12 protein-coding genes and 3 pseudogenes are annotated in these 17,182 nt (G+C 47.4%); 8 read left to right on the top strand and 7 right to left on the bottom strand.

The window, feature by feature from the left end:
• Positions 1 to 92: 92 nt before the first annotated feature.
• Positions 93 to 1,129, top strand: a pseudogene (locus TW89_RS05620) (sensor histidine kinase).
• A gap of 200 nt (positions 1,130 to 1,329) precedes the next feature.
• Positions 1,330 to 3,914: pseudogene (gene acnB / locus TW89_RS05625) on the top strand (bifunctional aconitate hydratase 2/2-methylisocitrate dehydratase).
• A gap of 183 nt (positions 3,915 to 4,097) precedes the next feature.
• Here acnB and TW89_RS12270 read toward each other — a convergent pair.
• Positions 4,098 to 5,491 (bottom strand): annotated as a pseudogene (locus TW89_RS12270) (DEAD/DEAH box helicase).
• A gap of 432 nt (positions 5,492 to 5,923) precedes the next feature.
• Between TW89_RS12270 and TW89_RS05635 the strand changes: the two are divergent.
• Positions 5,924 to 6,244: a hypothetical protein gene (locus TW89_RS05635; protein ID WP_128580810.1), complete on the top strand. Its 321-nt coding sequence runs from the start codon at positions 5,924 to 5,926 to the stop codon at positions 6,242 to 6,244.
• Positions 6,245 to 6,450: 206 nt separating this feature from the next.
• Here the strand turns inward: TW89_RS05635 and clpX are convergent, their stop codons facing one another.
• Entirely contained in the window at positions 6,451 to 7,716 is a 1,266-nt protein-coding gene (clpX, locus tag TW89_RS05640; protein ID WP_128580811.1) for an ATP-dependent Clp protease ATP-binding subunit ClpX, read from the bottom strand.
• A 314-nt stretch (positions 7,717 to 8,030) separates the two neighbouring features.
• On the opposite strand from clpX, the gene TW89_RS05645 reads away from it, so the two are divergent.
• Positions 8,031 to 8,939, top strand: coding sequence for a serine hydrolase (locus tag TW89_RS05645; protein WP_432757674.1), 909 nt, complete (start codon positions 8,031 to 8,033; stop codon positions 8,937 to 8,939).
• A gap of 108 nt (positions 8,940 to 9,047) precedes the next feature.
• Positions 9,048 to 9,821 (top strand): M48 family metallopeptidase, encoded by a 774-nt coding sequence (locus TW89_RS05650; RefSeq protein ID WP_003745777.1) that lies wholly within the window; start codon positions 9,048 to 9,050, stop codon positions 9,819 to 9,821.
• A 63-nt stretch (positions 9,822 to 9,884) separates the two neighbouring features.
• Here the strand turns inward: TW89_RS05650 and TW89_RS05655 are convergent, their stop codons facing one another.
• On the bottom strand, positions 9,885 to 10,379 hold the full coding sequence (locus TW89_RS05655; protein WP_225522186.1) for a DMP19 family protein: 495 nt from the start codon (positions 10,377 to 10,379) through the stop codon (positions 9,885 to 9,887).
• Positions 10,380 to 10,491: 112 nt separating this feature from the next.
• Between TW89_RS05655 and TW89_RS05660 the strand changes: the two genes are divergently transcribed.
• Positions 10,492 to 10,689 carry a zinc-finger domain-containing protein gene (locus TW89_RS05660; protein ID WP_128580814.1) on the top strand — a complete coding sequence of 66 codons (198 nt, stop codon included), beginning with the start codon at positions 10,492 to 10,494 and terminating at the stop codon, positions 10,687 to 10,689.
• Between the two features lie 3 nt (positions 10,690 to 10,692).
• The gene (locus TW89_RS05665) at positions 10,693 to 11,049 is read left to right on the top strand and encodes a hypothetical protein (protein WP_036473192.1); all 357 of its coding nucleotides are present in this window, start codon (positions 10,693 to 10,695) and stop codon (positions 11,047 to 11,049) included.
• A gap of 6 nt (positions 11,050 to 11,055) precedes the next feature.
• Here TW89_RS05665 and mutY read toward each other — a convergent pair whose 3' ends face one another.
• On the bottom strand, positions 11,056 to 12,090 hold the full coding sequence (mutY, locus tag TW89_RS05670; RefSeq protein WP_128580815.1) for an A/G-specific adenine glycosylase: 1,035 nt from the start codon (positions 12,088 to 12,090) through the stop codon (positions 11,056 to 11,058).
• A gap of 162 nt (positions 12,091 to 12,252) precedes the next feature.
• On the opposite strand from mutY, the gene TW89_RS05675 reads away from it, so the two are divergent.
• Positions 12,253 to 13,293 (top strand): zinc-dependent alcohol dehydrogenase family protein, encoded by a 1,041-nt coding sequence (locus TW89_RS05675; protein WP_128580816.1) that lies wholly within the window; start codon positions 12,253 to 12,255, stop codon positions 13,291 to 13,293.
• A 69-nt stretch (positions 13,294 to 13,362) separates the two neighbouring features.
• Here the strand turns inward: TW89_RS05675 and trmA are convergent, their stop codons facing one another.
• From trmA to TW89_RS05690, 3 genes are all read right to left on the bottom strand, one after another.
• Positions 13,363 to 14,445, bottom strand: a complete 1,083-nt coding sequence (trmA, locus tag TW89_RS05680; protein ID WP_128580817.1) for a tRNA (uridine(54)-C5)-methyltransferase TrmA — start codon at positions 14,443 to 14,445, stop codon at positions 13,363 to 13,365.
• Between the two features lie 117 nt (positions 14,446 to 14,562).
• On the bottom strand, positions 14,563 to 16,065 hold the full coding sequence (gene pta / locus TW89_RS05685; protein ID WP_128580818.1) for a phosphate acetyltransferase: 1,503 nt from the start codon (positions 16,063 to 16,065) through the stop codon (positions 14,563 to 14,565).
• Between the two features lie 475 nt (positions 16,066 to 16,540).
• A complete protein-coding gene (locus TW89_RS05690; protein WP_004519377.1) occupies positions 16,541 to 17,176 on the bottom strand; it encodes a DUF805 domain-containing protein in 636 nt (211 codons plus the stop codon).
• Positions 17,177 to 17,182: the final 6 nt, after the last annotated feature.

Here is a 17,182-nt window from a genome sequence, read left to right on the forward strand (position 1 = left end):
ATCAGCATCCTTAAAATATAAATAAAAAACAGGGTCTACGTCTTCAATATAGCAGACCCGTCTATACATTATGAAAGAAAACGGTTGAAATCATGTCTATTATACGTCAAATAAACCAGAATTTCGCAGTGCCGGATTTGCGCAATTCCGCAACTCTGGTGCGCCTGCTCATTGTTTTGTTAATCAGTTTGTTTATCTTTCCATTGATGACGGTATCGGGCGTGCCTTATCCGGAACAGATTTTCCAACATTTTTCATGGGCTTGCCCCGTCATCCTTTTAATTTTACTTAAAGTCTATTTCTTACAGGCATTTGCGCCGTCCCTGCTTCGCTCGCAGTACAGCGTCGTGGTTTCCTATGTCTCCAACCTGCTGATTTTCTTGTTTGTCGATTTAGTGATTTTGAAGACAGAGATTTGGCCGCTGATTCAACACTTCTTCTTGCTGACCTTTTTTGTTTCAGTTTCATGTACATCGAAGCCGCCCGCCGAAACAGCCTTGCGCCCTCCATTTCCGAAGCCAGGCTGAGCGCATTGACGGCGCGTATCCGTCCGCATTTCTTGTTTAACAGCCTGAATGCCGCCATCAGCTTAATCCGTCTGCGTCCGTATGATGCGGAAACTTTGCTGGAAAATCTGGCCAACCTGTTCCGCGCACAACTGCGCGACGGTAGTCAAAACAGCACCTTGGGGCAGGAAATCGAGTGGGCGCAGGAATATATTGCCATCGAGCAAATCCGCATGGGACATATGCGCGTACAGGTTATGTGGCAGCACCATGCGCCCGATGATGCAGAAACGCCGCATCTGCTGTTGCAACCGCTTTTGGAAAATGCTGTATTCCATGGTGTCGAATCTATCCACCGTCCAGGGATAATTACGGTATTAACAAAATTGGAAAAATCATCTATTTTCATCAGTATCGAAAATCCGTGCGGAACGGAACCTAATGAAAATACCAAGCCGCATAAAGGCAATTCTATGGCCTTGCGCAATCTGAAAGAGCGCCTGACTTTGATGTATGACACCGACGCGAAAATCAGATATATCCAATCAGACGGCCTGTTCCGCGTTGAAATCATATTGCCGTACCGTAAAAAATCAGCCGAAGTTTCCCGTCTGTTTGGCTAAAACGTCTAGAAGAGGGCGGCTTTAGATAGGTTGAACTATTAATACATTAAACAAAATAGTTTAAATTTATTACACTTAGTAACATAACTGTTCCCATTTTTTGAAAACTGGTCTATGATACTTAAAAGGATTGTTTACAATCTTTAATTGCAAATCATTTGCAATTGTCCAGAAGAAAAAACAGAAAAAGGAACAAAGAGATGTTAGAAGCCTATCGTAAAGCCGCCGCCGAGCGCGCCGCCCTTGGTATTCCCGCCCTTCCTCTGACTGCTCAGCAGACTGCTGATTTGGTTGAGCTGCTGAAAAATCCACCTGCCGGTGAAGGTGAGTTCTTGGTTGAGCTGTTGGCTCACCGCGTACCACCCGGTGTGGACGATGCCGCCAAAGTTAAAGCCTCATTTTTGGCTGCCGTTGCCGAAGGCAGCGCATCCAGTCCGCTGATTTCCCCTGAGTATGCTACCGAGCTGTTGGGTACTATGCTTGGCGGTTACAACATTCATGCACTCATCGAACTCTTGGACAACGACAAACTTGCGCCTATCGCTGCAAATGGTCTGAAACACACTCTGTTGATGTTTGACTCTTTCCACGATGTTCAAGAAAAAGCCGAAAAAGGCAATAAATACGCGCAAGAAGTATTGCAATCTTGGGCAGATGCCGAATGGTTCACCTCACGCGCCAAAGTTCCAGAAAAATCACTGTTACCGTCTTCAAAGTCGATGGTGAAACCAATACAGACGACCTCTCTCCTGCACCTGATGCATGGAGCCGTCCTGATATCCCTCTGCACGCGCTGGCGATGTTAAAAAACCCGCGCGATGGCATCACGCCTGACAAACCGGGCGAAGTCGGTCCGATTAAATTATTGGAAGAACTCAAAGCTAAAGGCCATCCGGTTGCTTACGTTGGCGACGTGGTCGGTACCGGTTCTTCACGTAAATCTGCTACCAACTCTGTGATTTGGCATACAGGCGAAGATATTCCGTTCGTACCGAACAAACGTTTTGGCGGCGTATGCCTGGGTGGCAAAATTGCTCCTATTTTCTTCAATACTCAAGAAGACTCCGGTGCATTGCCGATTGAAGTTGATGTATCTGCTCTGAAAATGGGCGATGTCGTCGATATCCTGCCTTATGAAGGCAAAATCGTGAAAAACGGCGAAACTGTTGCCGAGTTCAGCCTGAAATCACAAGTATTGCTGGACGAAGTGCAAGCCGGTGGCCGTATCAACTTGATTATTGGTCGCGGTCTGACTGCCAAAGCGCGCGAAGCACTGAAATTGCCTGCTTCTACCGAGTTCCGTCTGCCTCAAGCGCCTGCCGAAAGCAAAGCCGGTTTCACCTTGGCTCAAAAAATGGTTGGCCGCGCCTGCGGTTTGCCGGAAGGCAAAGGCGTGCGTCCGGGTACTTACTGCGAACCACGTATGACTACTGTCGGCTCGCAAGATACCACCGGCCCGATGACTCGCGACGAATTGAAAGACCTGGCTTGCTTGGGCTTCTCAGCAGATATGGTGATGCAGTCTTTCTGTCACACCGCGGCTTATCCAAAACCTGTCGATGTGAGAACCCATAAAGAATTGCCTGCTTTCATCTCTACCCGTGGCGGTGTATCCCTGCGTCCGGGTGATGGCGTGATTCACTCATGGCTCAACCGTCTGCTGTTGCCTGATACAGTCGGTACCGGCGGCGATAGCCACACCCGTTTCCCTATCGGTATTTCTTTCCCTGCAGGTTCGGGCTTGGTTGCTTTCGCAGCAGCTACTGGTGTAATGCCGCTCGATATGCCTGAGTCCGTATTGGTACGCTTCAGCGGCAAACTGCAACCGGGCGTCACCCTGCGCGATTTGGTGAACGCCATTCCGCTGTACGCGATTAAACAAGGCCTGCTTACTGTTGCCAAAGCCGGTAAGAAAAACATCTTCTCCGGCCGCATCCTTGAAATCGAAGGCCTGCCTGATTTGAAAGTAGAACAAGCCTTTGAATTAACTGACGCGTCTGCTGAACGCTCCGCTGCAGGCTGTACTGTGAAGCTCAACAAAGAGCCGATTATCGAGTACATGAAATCCAACATTGTGTTGATGAAAAACATGATTGCCAACGGCTATCAAGATTCGCGCACTTTGGAACGCCGTATCAAAGCCATGGAAGCATGGTTGGCAAATCCTGAATTGCTCGAAGCGGATAAAGATGCCGAATACGCCGCCGTGATTGAGATCAACATGGACGACATTAAAGAGCCGATTATTGCTTGCCCGAACGACCCTGACGACGTGTGCTTCATGTCTGAACGCTCCGGCACCAAAATCGACGAAGTGTTCATCGGTTCTTGTATGACCAACATCGGCCACTTCCGTGCCGCTTCCAAACTCTTGGAAGGTAAAACCGACATCCCGGTACGCCTGTGGATGGCTCCCCCAACCAAAATGGATGCGAAAGAGTTGTCTGACGAAGGCCACTACGGCGTACTCGGCCGTGCAGGCGCGCGTATGGAAATGCCGGGGTGCTCATTGTGTATGGGTAACCAAGCACAAGTACACGAAGGCGCGACTGTAATGTCCACTTCTACCCGTAACTTCCCGAACCGCTTGGGTAAAAACACCTTTGTTTACCTCGGCTCGGCTGAGTTGGCGGCAATCTGCTCCAAACTGGGTAAAATCCCGACTGTTGAAGAATACCAAGCCAATATCGGTATCATCAACGAGCAGGGCGACCAAATCTACCGCTACATGAACTTCAACGAAATCGATAGCTACAACGAAGTAGCCGAAACCGTGAATGTTTAATATAGCAAGGTAAACCGATTTTCAGACGGCCTTAAATAATAAAGGCCGTCTGAAACGGAAAAATAAAGGGCGTGTTCATCACGTCCTTTTTATTTTTAGTTTAATAAAAGGCCGTCTGAAAGATAAGTTTCAGACGGCCTTTGCTTAGGATAAATAATCAGAAAACCGATTAATCAGTGTTGTTTACTTTACGCCAAAACCAGGTTGGAGTAGGGCGCAAGGCTGACGCTCGTGACGGCTGCGGCGTGTTCTGCCGGCAATTTTGCCGCAGACAATACCCGGATCGTTTTTCTCTTCTGCTTTTTTCGAGTTTTTGTCTGATTTATTTGCGTATTCGTTGCGTTTGTTTCTATCTTCGCGGCGATAGCGGCTGTCGTTGTGCTGAACCGGTTGCGCTTCGGCTTCATCTTGATTGTCGTTGCCCCACCAATGCGGCTCAAAGCCTTCGATGCGTTCCACATTCAAATTGCTGCCGGTCAGCTCTTTAATGGATTCAAACATTTTTTGTTCGGTTTTATCCATCAAGGAAATGGCAACGCCGTCAGCACCGGCCCGGCCGGTACGTCCGATGCGGTGGACGTAATCTTCGGGTTGGGTTGGCAGCTCGTAGTTGATGACGAAAGGCAACTCGGCAATATCCAGGCCGCGTGCGGCAACATCGGTCGCAACCAAAACGCGTAATGTGCCTTCTTTAAAGGCGTTGAGGGTTTCCAGTCGGCTTTGTTGGGATTTGTCGCCGTGGATGGATTGGGCGGCAATGTTGCGGCGGACGAGGTCGCGGGTAACTTGATCGACGCTTTGTTTGGTTTTGCAGAATACAATGACTTGATTCATATGCAAATCAACAATCAGACGTTCGAGCAGGTTGCGTTTTTTAAGTGCATCAACGGCAATGATGTGTTGCTCGACATTGGCGTTGGTGGTGTTTTGCGCGGCCACCTCGACCATTTCAGGCGTGTGCATAAAATCTTGCGCAAGCTTGCGGATAGGCGGTGAGAAAGTGGCGGAAAAAAGCAGAGTTTGTCGCTGTTTGGGCAACATCTGCATGATTTTGCGGATATCGTCGATGAAACCCATATCAAGCATACGGTCGGCTTCATCGAGTACGACGATTTCAACTTTGTTTAAATTAATGTTTTTTGTTTGACGTGGTCGAGCAGTCGGCCAACCGTAGTGACAACGATTTCACAACCAGCGCGCAAGTCGGCAGTTTGTTTGTCCATATTGACGCCGCCGAAGAGGACGGTATGGCGCAAAGGAAGATTTTTAATGTATGCCTGCACGTTTTGATCGATTTGATCGGCCAGTTCGCGGGTCGGGGTCAATACCAACATGCGGACAGGGTGCATGGCAGGGGAGGTGCTGGATGTGGCGTAGCGTTTCAGGCGTTCGAGGCTGGGCAGCATAAAGGCGGCGGTTTTACCTGTGCCGGTTTGTGCTGCGGCCAAAAGGTCGTGCCCTGCCAAGGCTTTAGGAATCGCTGCGGCTTGAATAGGCGTCGGGTTTTCATAACCCTGATCGGTCAGGACAGAGACCAATTCGCTGCCTAAACCGAGTGAAGAGAAAGGATTCATGATGGTGGCTTTCTGTTCAGACGGCCTTTTGAATGGTGAGGCTGTCTGAAAAATCTGATTCTGAAATGGATAAACCGCAGTATGATTTTGATTCTGCGGTTTGAAAAAAAAATGGGGAGCGGAATAATCCGTCAAGTAGCCCATTATGCCATAAAAAGAGAGACTCCCCAAATGATGGTTGCGGCTAGGATTGACCAAGTTTTGATATTTTTACAGTTCAAAAACAGAAAAATTTACTGGCCTGCAAGGTTTTGAGTTTATTGAGGATTAAGCATTTGTCTTAACGCCAATAGAATTAATTTATCAAAAACTTACAGGCTGAAATGAAACTAAATTGTACTCATGTACTCAATATTGAGGTGCAGAGCTTGTTTTGTAGCCTGTATCTCCCGTTTAACGGTAAACCATAAAATCAAAATTTAGGAATATACAATTATGAAAACTTTATTGATCGCTCTTGCAACCGGTAGTCTGATGTTGGCAGCTTGTTCTTCTTCCAAACCTGAAGAAGCGGCAGCGCCACGCATCACTGTTGAAGAAGCAATGACTCAATGTCAACAAGCATCTGGTGAAAATGCTGACCGCGCTGTATTTGATGCCTGCATGAAAGACAAAGGCTATCAACGTACCGCTGAATCAGCTGCATCTGAGCCTGTTGCATCTGAGCCGGTAGCTGCTCCTGAAACTGCTGCTCCTGAAGCTGCGGCTTCTGAGCCTGCCGCCAAAGCTGCTCCTGTTAAAAAAGCAAAAAGATAAGCTTCATAAAATTCAAGGAAGTCACTCTCATCAATACTCCGGATGAAGACAGACTTAGAGCAACTTGAAAACAAAGGCCGTCTGAATATGTTTCAGACGGCCTTTGTTTTTCATGTATAAGGGCATTATTAGGAAATATGGTTTTGGTTTTATTAAAAAATAAAAAAAGACGTGTAACGGATACACGTCTTTTTGGAGAATGAGCCTTATTGCTTATATTCACTGCCGTCTTCGCGGAAAAGTTTTGGCTGTTCGCCTTTTTCCACCACCTCTTTATTGATGACGACTTTTGCTACGCCTTTTAAATCTGGCAGGGCGTACATGGTGTCTAAGAGGCAACGTTCGACGATAGAGCGCAGGCCGCGCGCACCGGTTTTGCGTTCCATTGCCAGTTTGGCGATGCTGCGCAAAGCATCTTCTTCAAACTCAAGGCCGACATTTTCCATTTCAAACAAGGTTTGATATTGTTTGACCAAGGCATTTTTCGGTTCGGTCAAAATGTTGACCAAAGCATCTTCATCCAATTCTGCTAATGTAGCAATCACGGGCAGACGGCCGATAAGCTCGGGAATTAAACCGAATTTAATCAAATCTTCAGGCTCGACTGTCTCAAACAGGGCTGAAATATCGGCGTTTTCATCTTTACTGTGCACCGCCGCACCAAAGCCGATACCGCCTTTTTCAGTACGTTGACGGATGACTTTTTCCAAGCCGGCAAATGCGCCACCACAAATAAAGAGGATGTTGGTGGTATCAACGTTGATGAATTCTTGGTTCGGATGTTTGCGGCCGCCTTGAGGGGGAACGCTGGCTACCGTGCCTTCAATCAGTTTCAGCAAGGCTTGTTGCACGCCTTCGCCAGATACGTCGCGCGTAATGGACGGATTGTCGCTTTTGCGTGAAATTTTATCGATTTCATCGATATAAACGATGCCGCGCTGGGCTTTTTCAACGTCAAAATCACATTTGCCCAAAAGTTTGGTGATGATTTGTTCGACGTCTTCACCGACATAACCGGCTTCGGTTAAAGTTGTGGCATCCGCCATGACAAAAGGTACATCCAGTTTGCGCGCCAAAGATTGCGCCAACAAGGTTTTACCTGAGCCGGTAGGGCCGATGAGCAGGATGTTGGATTTGGACAATTCAACTTTGCCCTCCGCTTTCGGGTGGCGCAGGCGTTTGTAGTGGTTGTAAACCGATACTGCCAACGCTTTTTTTGCGTGTTCCTGGCCGATAACGTGGTCGTTGAGGTTGGCAACGATTTCGGCAGGGGTAGGCAGTTTTTTCTCGGCGTTTCCTTCTTTCACTTTGGCAAGCTCGTTTTCAATTTCGCCGGACTCGTTGTCTTGCAGCATCATGCCGCAAGTTTCTACACATTCGTTGCAGATGAAGGCGTGTTCGCCTTCGATCAGATTTTTAACGTCGTTTTCGGACTTCCCGCAGAATGAACAGGTGCGTTTTTCTTCAGACATAATAATTTCTTCGTATGGTTGTATAGAGGCTGTGTTGTAAAGGGGGAACAGATATTTCGGGCGTATTGCCGAATTGAGGGAATGCCTCTGACAAAGGAGCCTAAGTATAATGACTATCTTGTGTTTTTTCAAATCAGAGCAGGCATTGTGCTGTATCGTCTAAGAAACAGATGCGGGTGCTGGATTTGAATATCTCGCAAACAAACGCAAAGTTTTCTCAACTCGCTTTACAATTAGCGAAAAATTTAACAGAATGTTGAATTAAATGTATTTTTTTTGAATTGGCAGATATGAAATTCTATAAAACTTTAGGAATGGTATGGACAGGTGTGGCATTGGCCTTTGCTTCTGCGCCTGCCGTTGCCTATGATATGGATGTATTGGGACAATTTTTGGAGCAAAATTTCCCAGTGCAAAATGACCCGATGGAAGCTTTTGCGTTGAGTCATGCCGACCAAGTCGAAGCTCAAGCCGCTTTGGCAGGTCCTCTGCTTTCTTCGCAATCTGCTTTGATTTTCAATAATAAAACCGGTGAAGTGCTGTATCAGAAAAACCCTGATCGTGTCATGCCGATTGCTTCTATTTCCAAATTGATGAGCGCGATGGTGGTGTTGGATGCGCATCTGGATATGAACGAGCCGATTACGATTACCGAGGCTGAAATCGACCGTCTGAAAGGTACGGGCAGCCGTTTGAGCATCGGCACGACGCTGACACGCGGCGAACTGTTGCACCTGAGCCTGATGAGCAGTGAAAACCGTGCTACTCATGCGTTGGGCCGTACTTATCCGGGCGGTATGAGTGCGTTTGTTGCGGCAATGAATGCCAAAGCGCAAAGCCTGGGTATGACCAGCAGCCGTTTCTATGAGCCTACCGGTTTGAATTTCCAAAACGTTTCCACTGCACGCGATTTGAACCGCATGGTTGCGGCAGCCAGCAAATATCCGCTGATCCGTAAAAATTCTACTTCAAATTACGGCTCGGTTTGGACGGCAAACGGTCGTCAAAACTACAAAAACTCCAATGCCTTGGTGCGTGAGGGTAGCTGGAATATTGAATTGCAGAAAACCGGCTATATCCGCGAGGCAGGACGTTCTATGGTGGTTAAGGCCAATGTACAGAATCAGCCGATTACCATTGTGTTGCTCAACTCTCCATCTTCTACAACCCGCGTAAATGATGCGCGTAAGATTGAGTCTTGGATGTTGCAGCGCCGTTCTTAAATGTTACGCTTAAAGGCCGTCTGAAACCGTTCAGACGGCCTTTTGTGTAAAGTGTATTAAATTTGGGTACAATATCGTTACATTTACTTAAAAACACAGAGAGAAAACATGTTGAAAAAATGGAATAAAAAATATTGGGCCGGCATGGGCGTGATTTTGGCGTTGACCGGCTGTACTTCTGTAGCGGATATGGTTGGCTACGATACTGCGACTTTAAATGAAGACGCGGCTAAAAGTTACTCACAAGTCATTCAAAACGCGCGTGGTCAAAAAGCTTTGGATGTTTCATCTCCAACTGCTCAACGCGTTCAACGCGTGTTTGCACGTCTGCGTCCTCATGCTGAGCGCGCCAACAAAACCGGCGTGCCTTTCAACTGGCAGATGAACGTTATCCGCAGTGATGAAATGAACGCATGGGCAATGCCGGGCGGTAAAATGGCCGTGTACACCGGCATAGTAGAGAAATTGAAGCTGACTGATGATGAAATTGCCGCCGTTGTCGGCCATGAAATGACCCATGCTCTGTTGGAACACAGTAAAAAAGCTTTGGGCGGACAAGTATTGACCGGCTTGGGTGGTTCGATTTTGGCCAGCTCAACCGGTGTGGATGGTGATTTGGTCGGCTTGGGTGCAGATTTATTGGCAACCAAACCGTTCTCACGCCATCAGGAAAGCGAAGCTGATGCCGGCGGTGTACGTTTGATGGCTGAAGCAGGCTACAACCCTGAGGCTGCGGTAAGCGTGTGGGAAAAAATGAACAAAGTACAGGGCGGCAGCTCATTGTCTATTTTGTCGACCCACCCGACCAATCAGGCGCGTATCAATGCAATCCGCAAAATGTTGCCTGAAGTAATGCCGATTTATCAGAAAAACAAACGTTAATTCGATGTATTGATGATTTTGCCGGTTTGAACAGATGATTCAAACCGGCAAAGTTTTATGGTTTCAGCCTGACAGTTTGGCAAAATTATCCCAATTTGCCTGAACGTAGGCTGCCGCAGTTTCCAAGTCTTCGTCGGCAACGTCATAATAATCGCCGTCAAGCTCTTCAAAATCGGGAAAAGCTTTGCGGATTTCGTCGAAATCCCTTTGCTCGTCTGCCATTTTTTCAATGGCTTCGCCGTGTTTTTCGTACAGGGCTTTGGCTTTGTCTAAGATTTTCGGTATCGGCTTGATGCGCCAGCGTCGCAGGCTGTCGGCAACCGGATTGCCGAAGATGTATTCTCCGTATCCTGAAGCGATAAGCTGTACGAAGCCGCCTTCTTGAATTTGGCTGTCGAGATAGCAAAGGGCGGTCAATGTATGCTGTTCGTCGTTAAGGCCGGACATTTCCTCATCTCCTGCCTGTTCGGTGTGATCCAAATAGGCTGCGCTGAGTGTATAAAGAAATGAAGCGGAATCGGAAGTATCGAAATCTTGAAGGCGGAGCAGTGTAGTCATAATCATCAAAGGCCGTCTGAAAAAAGTGATTATATAATGTTTTCAGTCGAACCTAGCGGCCGTTTTGCTTTACAATATCGGAAGATAAGAAAACATAGTGAGGAACCAAACCATGAGTACACAGTCTGAAAAAAACGTTGTAGTCATCAAGCCGCAGGATTTGCCGCTGCATTGCTCCGGCCCTAATCATGAAACATGGGACGGCCATCCGCGCGTGTTCTTGCCGATTCAGTCCAACAGTGAGATTGAATGCCCGTATTGCGGCACTTATTACCGGCTTGATGGCGAGATTCCGCATCACCATTACTAATCTATGCCTATGTTGAACAAAATCATCTGCGCTTTGTGCGTGAGTTTGTGCGCTGCGTGCGGCTCGTATAAGGCCGTGCGCCCTGATGCGCCGTTACCGGTTATTGCACAGGCGCAGACGTATTCTGTCCGTTATCAATCCGCACAAGGTCGGACGATTACTGCAATTTATATCAACAGTCACAGCCCGATGATGGTTGAGCTGCGTGAAGGCAATACGGTTGAGAAACTGGTGCAAGTCCGCTTGCGGAGTCAGGGCGTCGAGTACGCCAATCCAAGCTCGCGTTGGCAGATTGGCGATGGGTTTGCCGTACTGATTCGCGGCGGAAAAGAGGTTGTATTTAAAGAGATTGTGGAATAGGGCGGTTTAGCCTTTCGCCAAATATTTGATTAAAGGTTTGGGCAAACCATAATCCGCCAAATGTTCCGCTGATACCCAAAGGCCGTCTGAAAGATGTTCAGACGGCCTTTGTTGCGTCTGAAAAGGAGTAATCATCAATAAGCGGTGGGTCAGGCGGTGGGTAAATGTGGTTTGTTCTTCAAGGCCGTCTGAAATAATGCCGAAGCGTTCGGAGTAAGCATACAAATCGTCTAATTTTTCAAAACAGGGTACGCAATACAGACCGCCCCAAATGCCTTTGGCAGGGCGTTTTTCAAGCAATAATGCGCCGTCAGTGTTATGAATAATCAGCCAGTAAAGCGGTAGGGTTTGCACTTCTGGAGCAGTTTTTTTGCGAGGCAGTTCGTCAATGCGGTTTTGTTTTCTTGCTTCGCAGATATCTGCCATAGGGCATTGATGGCACAAAGGTTTTGTTCGTTTGCAGACGGTTGCGCCCAAATCCATCAGCCCTTGTGTATAGGCAGGCATATCGGCGTTTTCAGACGGCAGCAGGCTTTCGGCAAGCGTCCAGAGCGAGTTTTCAAATTTTTTATCTTGCGGATTGCCGTCTTGGGCAAAGACACGGCAGAGAACGCGTTTAACGTTGCCGTCCAAGATGGTTTCGCGTCGGTTGAAAGCAAAGGCAGAAATGGCGGCGGCGGTACTTCTGCCTACGCCGCAGAGTGTTTCCAAGTCTTTGCGTTTGGGCGGAAAGATACCGCCAAATTGTCCGACGACTTGTTGCGCGGCTTTGTGCAGGTTGCGTGCGCGGCTGTAATAGCCCAAACCTGCCCACAAGGATAAAACCTCGTCTTGCGGCGCAGCGGCAAGCGATTGCACGGTTGGGAATTTGGCTAAGAAACGCGGATAGTAGTCCAATACGGTAGCAACCTGCGTTTGTTGGAGCATGATTTCTGAAAGCCAGACGGAATAAGGGTCTTTGACCTGCCAAGGCAGGTTGTGGCGGCCATGCTGCCGTTGCCAATCGATGAGTCGTCGTGCGAAGGATGTTGGTGTGCTCATTAATATTTACTTTTTAATTATTTATTTTTAAAACAGTATGTTACAGCATAAAATACAAAATAATAATCAGAATTGACTTATCTTGTGGAGGGGTATATAAATATAGTTAACGTGGATTTACGCTGTATTGTTAAAGTTTATTAACCGCTCAAGGAGATTCACATGAAAGCAATGGTTTATCATGGCGCAAACGACATTCGCTTCGAAGAAAAACCTCGCCCTCAAATTATCGATCCGACCGATGCAGTCGTCAAAATCGTTAAAACCACGATTTGCGGTACTGACTTGGGTATTTGGAAGGGTAAAAACCCTGAAGTTGCCGACGGTCGTATTCTCGGTCATGAGGGCATCGGTATTGTAGAAGAAGTCGGCGATGCTGTAAAAAACATCAAAGTCGGTGATAAAGTCATTATTTCATGTGTCAGCAAATGCTGTACTTGCGACAACTGTAAAATCCAACTTTATTCACACTGCCGCAGCGGCGGTTGGATCTTGGGCTATATGATTGACGGTACTCAGGCCGAATACGTCCGTACGCCTTATGCCGACAACAGCTTGGTTCCGTTGCCTGACAACGTCAACGAAGAAGTTGCCCTGCTGTTGAGCGATGCTTTGCCGACCGCCCACGAAATTGGCGTGCAATATGGTGATGTGAAACCTGGCGATACCGTATTCATCGCCGGTGCCGGCCCTGTCGGTATGTCTGCATTGCTGACTGCGCAACTGTATAGCCCTGCCGCTATCATCGTTTGCGATATGGACGAAAATCGTTTGAAACTGGCGAAAGAATTGGGCGCGACCCATACCATTAACCCTGCTTCCGGCGATGTAAGCAAGCAAGTTGCCGCTATCGTCGGTGAAGACGGCGTAGATTGCGCCATCGAAGCGGTCGGTATCCCTGCGACTTGGAATATGTGCCAAGACATCGTGAAACCTGGCGGCCATATTGCTGTGGTTGGTGTACATGGCCAATCCGTTGATTTCAAACTGGAAAAACTGTGGATTAAAAACCTTGCCATTACTACCGGCCTGGTTAACGCCAATACCACAGAAATGCTGATGAAAGCCATTTCCAGCAGCTCAGTGGATTACACCAAAATGATGACCCACCATTTCAAATTCAGCGAATTGGAAAAAGCTTACGATGTGTTCAAACACGCTGCTGAAAACCAAGCCATGAAAGTAGTTTTGGAAGCGGATTGATTTGAAAATCGCTTAATATGCCGTTAATTAAAGGCCATCTGAACATTCAGACGGCCTTTTTATATGATTTTATTTTTTCTTCAACCAAACGCCGCTTTCGATATGGTGGGTAAATGGGAATTGATCGAACAGGGCGGCGCGTTCGATAGTATGGGTTTGACAGAGCGTATCGAGGTTGGCGCGCAGGGTCTCAGGATTGCAGGAAATATAGAGGACGTTGTCGAATCGGGCAACCAATTTAAGCGTCTCATTATCAACACCGGCGCGTGGAGGATCGACAAAAATAGTTGAAAAATCATAGTTTTTCAAGTCGATGCTTTGTTCTTGCAGGCGGCGGAATTCGCGGTTTTGCGTGTAGGCCTCGGTAAATTCTTCCGCAGACAGGCGGGCGATTTTAAGATTGGTAATTTGGTTGGCTTCAATATTCCATTGGGCGGCGTTGACGGAGGTTTTAGATACTTCGGTCGCCAACACTTGATTGAAATGTTGCGAAAGCGGCAGGGTGAAATTGCCGTTGCCACAGTACAACTCAAGCAGGTCTTTGCCTAAGTTTTGCGCAGCATCACACGCCCAAGTCAGCATTTTTTGGCATACTTGGGCATTGGGTTGGGTAAAGCTGCCCTCGATTTGACGATAGCGGAAGGTCTTGCCGTTGACTTCCAACGCTTCGGTCACAAAATCTTGGCTCAATACGATTTTTTGTCCGCGGCTACGGCCGATGATGTGGATGCCCAAATTGTGCGCCAGCTCTTGCGCGGCTTGTTGCCATGCTTCGTTCAGCTTCTTGTGGTAAATCATGGTAACCAGCATTTCGCCGCTTAAAGTGGATAAAAATTCGACGGCGTACCAGCGGTTTTTCAGCTCGGGATGATTGGATGCGGCTTCAATCAATTTCGGCATCAAGGTATTGATGGATTCGGACGCGGCAGGAAATTGGTCGCAACGGATCAGACTTGCCCCACTTGCCTTTTGCTCGCGTTCAAACATGGCGTAAAACATTTCGCCGCCTTCATGCCAGATGCGGAACTCGGCACGCATCCTGTAATGCTGTTCCGGAGATTCAAAGACTTCAATTTCAGGGAAATCTAGTCCTTGGAAAAGTTGCTGAAGATATTGCTTTTTGTCGGCTAGTTGTTGCTGGTAGGCAGTCATTGGGGCAGTCTTTCAGAAAATAATGGCGAATTATAATATAGTTGGCGCAAAGATACGAAAGGCCGTCTGAAACATCGGTTTCAGACGGCCTTTGATTTCAAAGTATCAGCTTGTCAATCAGCCTTGCATTTGTTTGGCTTGAACGGCAGTCAGGGCGATGGTGAAGACGATGTCTTCAATCAATGCGCCGCGGGACAAGTCGTTAACCGGTTTACGCAAGCCTTGCAGCAACGGGCCTACGCTCAGGACGTTGGCGCTGCGTTGTACGGCTTTGTAAGTACAGTTGCCGGTATTGAGGTCTGGGAAAACCAAAACGGTTGCTTGACCGGCGACAGCGCTGCCCGGAGCTTTGGATTGGCCGATAGATGGAACGGTAGCCGCATCGTATTGCAGCGGGCCTTCGATGGCCAAATCAGGGCGTTTCTCTTTCGCCAGTTTGGTTGCTTCGATCACTGCATCGACATCAGGGCCGCTGCCTGAGTTGATGGTAGAGTAGGAAATCATGGCTACTTTTGGATCGATACCGAAAGCTTTGGCGCTGTCGGCAGATTGGATGGCGATGTCGGCCAGTTGTTCAGGCATTGGGTTCGGATTAACCGCGCAGTCGGCAAATGCCAATACTTGGTTAGGCAGCAACATGAAGAATACGCTGGATACGAGGCTTGCACCCGGAGCGGTTTTAATCAGTTGCAGGGCAGGACGGATGGTATTGGCAGTAGTGTGGACTGCGCCGGAAACCAAACCGTCCACGTCGTTTTGAGCCATCATCATGGTACCCAGTACGACGGTGTCTTGCAGCTGTTTGCGTGCATCTTCAGGAGTCAGGCCTTTGGATTTGCGCAATTCGCACATCGGCTCAACGTATTGCTCAACCAAAGTAGCAGGATCAATGATTTCCAAAGAATCAGGCAGGGAGATACCGCGTTCTTTCGCTACGGCTTCAACTTCTTCGCGGGTAGCCAACAGTACGCAACGGGCGATGCCTTTTTCGTGACAGATAGCGGCGGCAGCGACGGTGCGTGGTTCTGCGCCTTCAGGCAGAACGATGCGCATATCGGCTTTGCGTGCGAAATCGATCAGGTTGTAACGGAATTGAGCTGGAGACAGGCGTTTGGCTTCGCGTTTGGCCAAAGCGGATACATCTTGCAGTTTGTCGCTGGAGCCGAAGAAAGTCAGGCCGGTTTGCTCGGCAACTTGTGCGCCTAAAGCGGCTGCTGCGCCGTCAATGATAAAGCCTTCCAATAAGCCCGGGGAGTTGGTGTAGAGCTGTTTGGTGAGGTTTAATTGTTGGGCGACGGTGGCTGCGTCGGTGTTGTCGGATTTCAGCGCCAATACAACGCCTGCGTCCAAAGACAACGCCAATTCGATGTTTTTGCCTGCCAAGAACAATTTGTCTGCATCAGGAGTGATGCCTTCGATAACGAGGTTATCTGCATTCAATGCTGCAACTTTACCGACAAGTGCGTCAAACCAGTCGTCGCTCTTGCCTTGAGCCAACAGGGCTTCTGTAGTGGAGTCAACGGCTTGGAAAACTTGTGCATTTAATGCCGCTGCGAATGCTTTTGCCGCTGCATCGGCGCTCAGGCCGGTAGATACCGGTGCGATCAGGATTTTTGCCATTTTGTGTCCTCTCTTTCGGTGATTGTAGAAGGGTGTTGCTGGGGCGCAGCTGGTGCTGCATTTTATCACTTTGGGATAACATATACACGGTCATATTGACATATGTCATCAGGCCGTCTGAAAAGTATAAACGCAATGGACCAAGTCCATCAATCCCCAATTGCCGCCAAAAGCTCGGCTTGATGTTCGGCAATCAGGGCATCATGATTTTCTCTAAAAGTATCAGTTTACATATTTACTCAAAATAAATATTTTTTAATTTTAAAAAAGATCGCACTATTTTAAATATACTGTTCATAGGGGAAATTCTGGTATTCAGGTAATTTAGAAATGGAGATCAGTGATTGAAGGTTAAGTCATAATTTTTGGAAGTATTAGAGTATCAGTAAAATAGAAATGAGTAAGACAAAGTTTGATTAATTCATTGGGAAAGGCCATCTGAAATTTTTGTTTCAGATGGCCTTACTCTAGAAGGTTAGTTTTCAGGCATACTACCCCATTGATTATCCCCATTGAAGGATGGTTGGCACATCAAAACAATTAGCCAGATTGGGCCAATAATAGGAATAAGTATAATGAGAAACCACCAACCTGATTTTCCTATATCATGGAGACGGCGAATAACGACAGATAAAGATGGAATAATTACAGCTAGAGCAAATAGGTAATATAGGAGGAAGAAAATATCTCCAAGACTTCTGCTAATTTCAGACATTATTATTGCGACAATAAAAATGGAAAAATCTGCAATTATTCTAAAGAGTGTATATCCCCAAAATTCTCGTTTGGATGCTCTCCCTGAAAATTGTGCATAACGTTTAGATAGCGTTTCCAAAAATAAGGCAAACAGTGATAATTGTCCATTTTCATTTCTGGATTGCGCCACAGTATTGAATGCATTTACGACATTATTAGATGAACTGCTATTTAGTGCCTTGTAAATACCAATAGCCTGACCATCTCCATTAATATCAAAATCAACATTCATGCCTCGAGTAGGAATGTTTTGTTCTTTCCATTCTTCGCTTTTAAATGGATAACGCTTACCATCCTCCCCGTTGATCAGACCACCACCGTTTTGAATTGAAAAGTCTAAAATTTGTCCCTTCATTTGTAT

This window comes from Neisseria flavescens (assembly GCF_001618065.1).
Taxonomy (GTDB): Bacteria; Pseudomonadota; Gammaproteobacteria; order Burkholderiales; family Neisseriaceae; genus Neisseria; species Neisseria flavescens_A.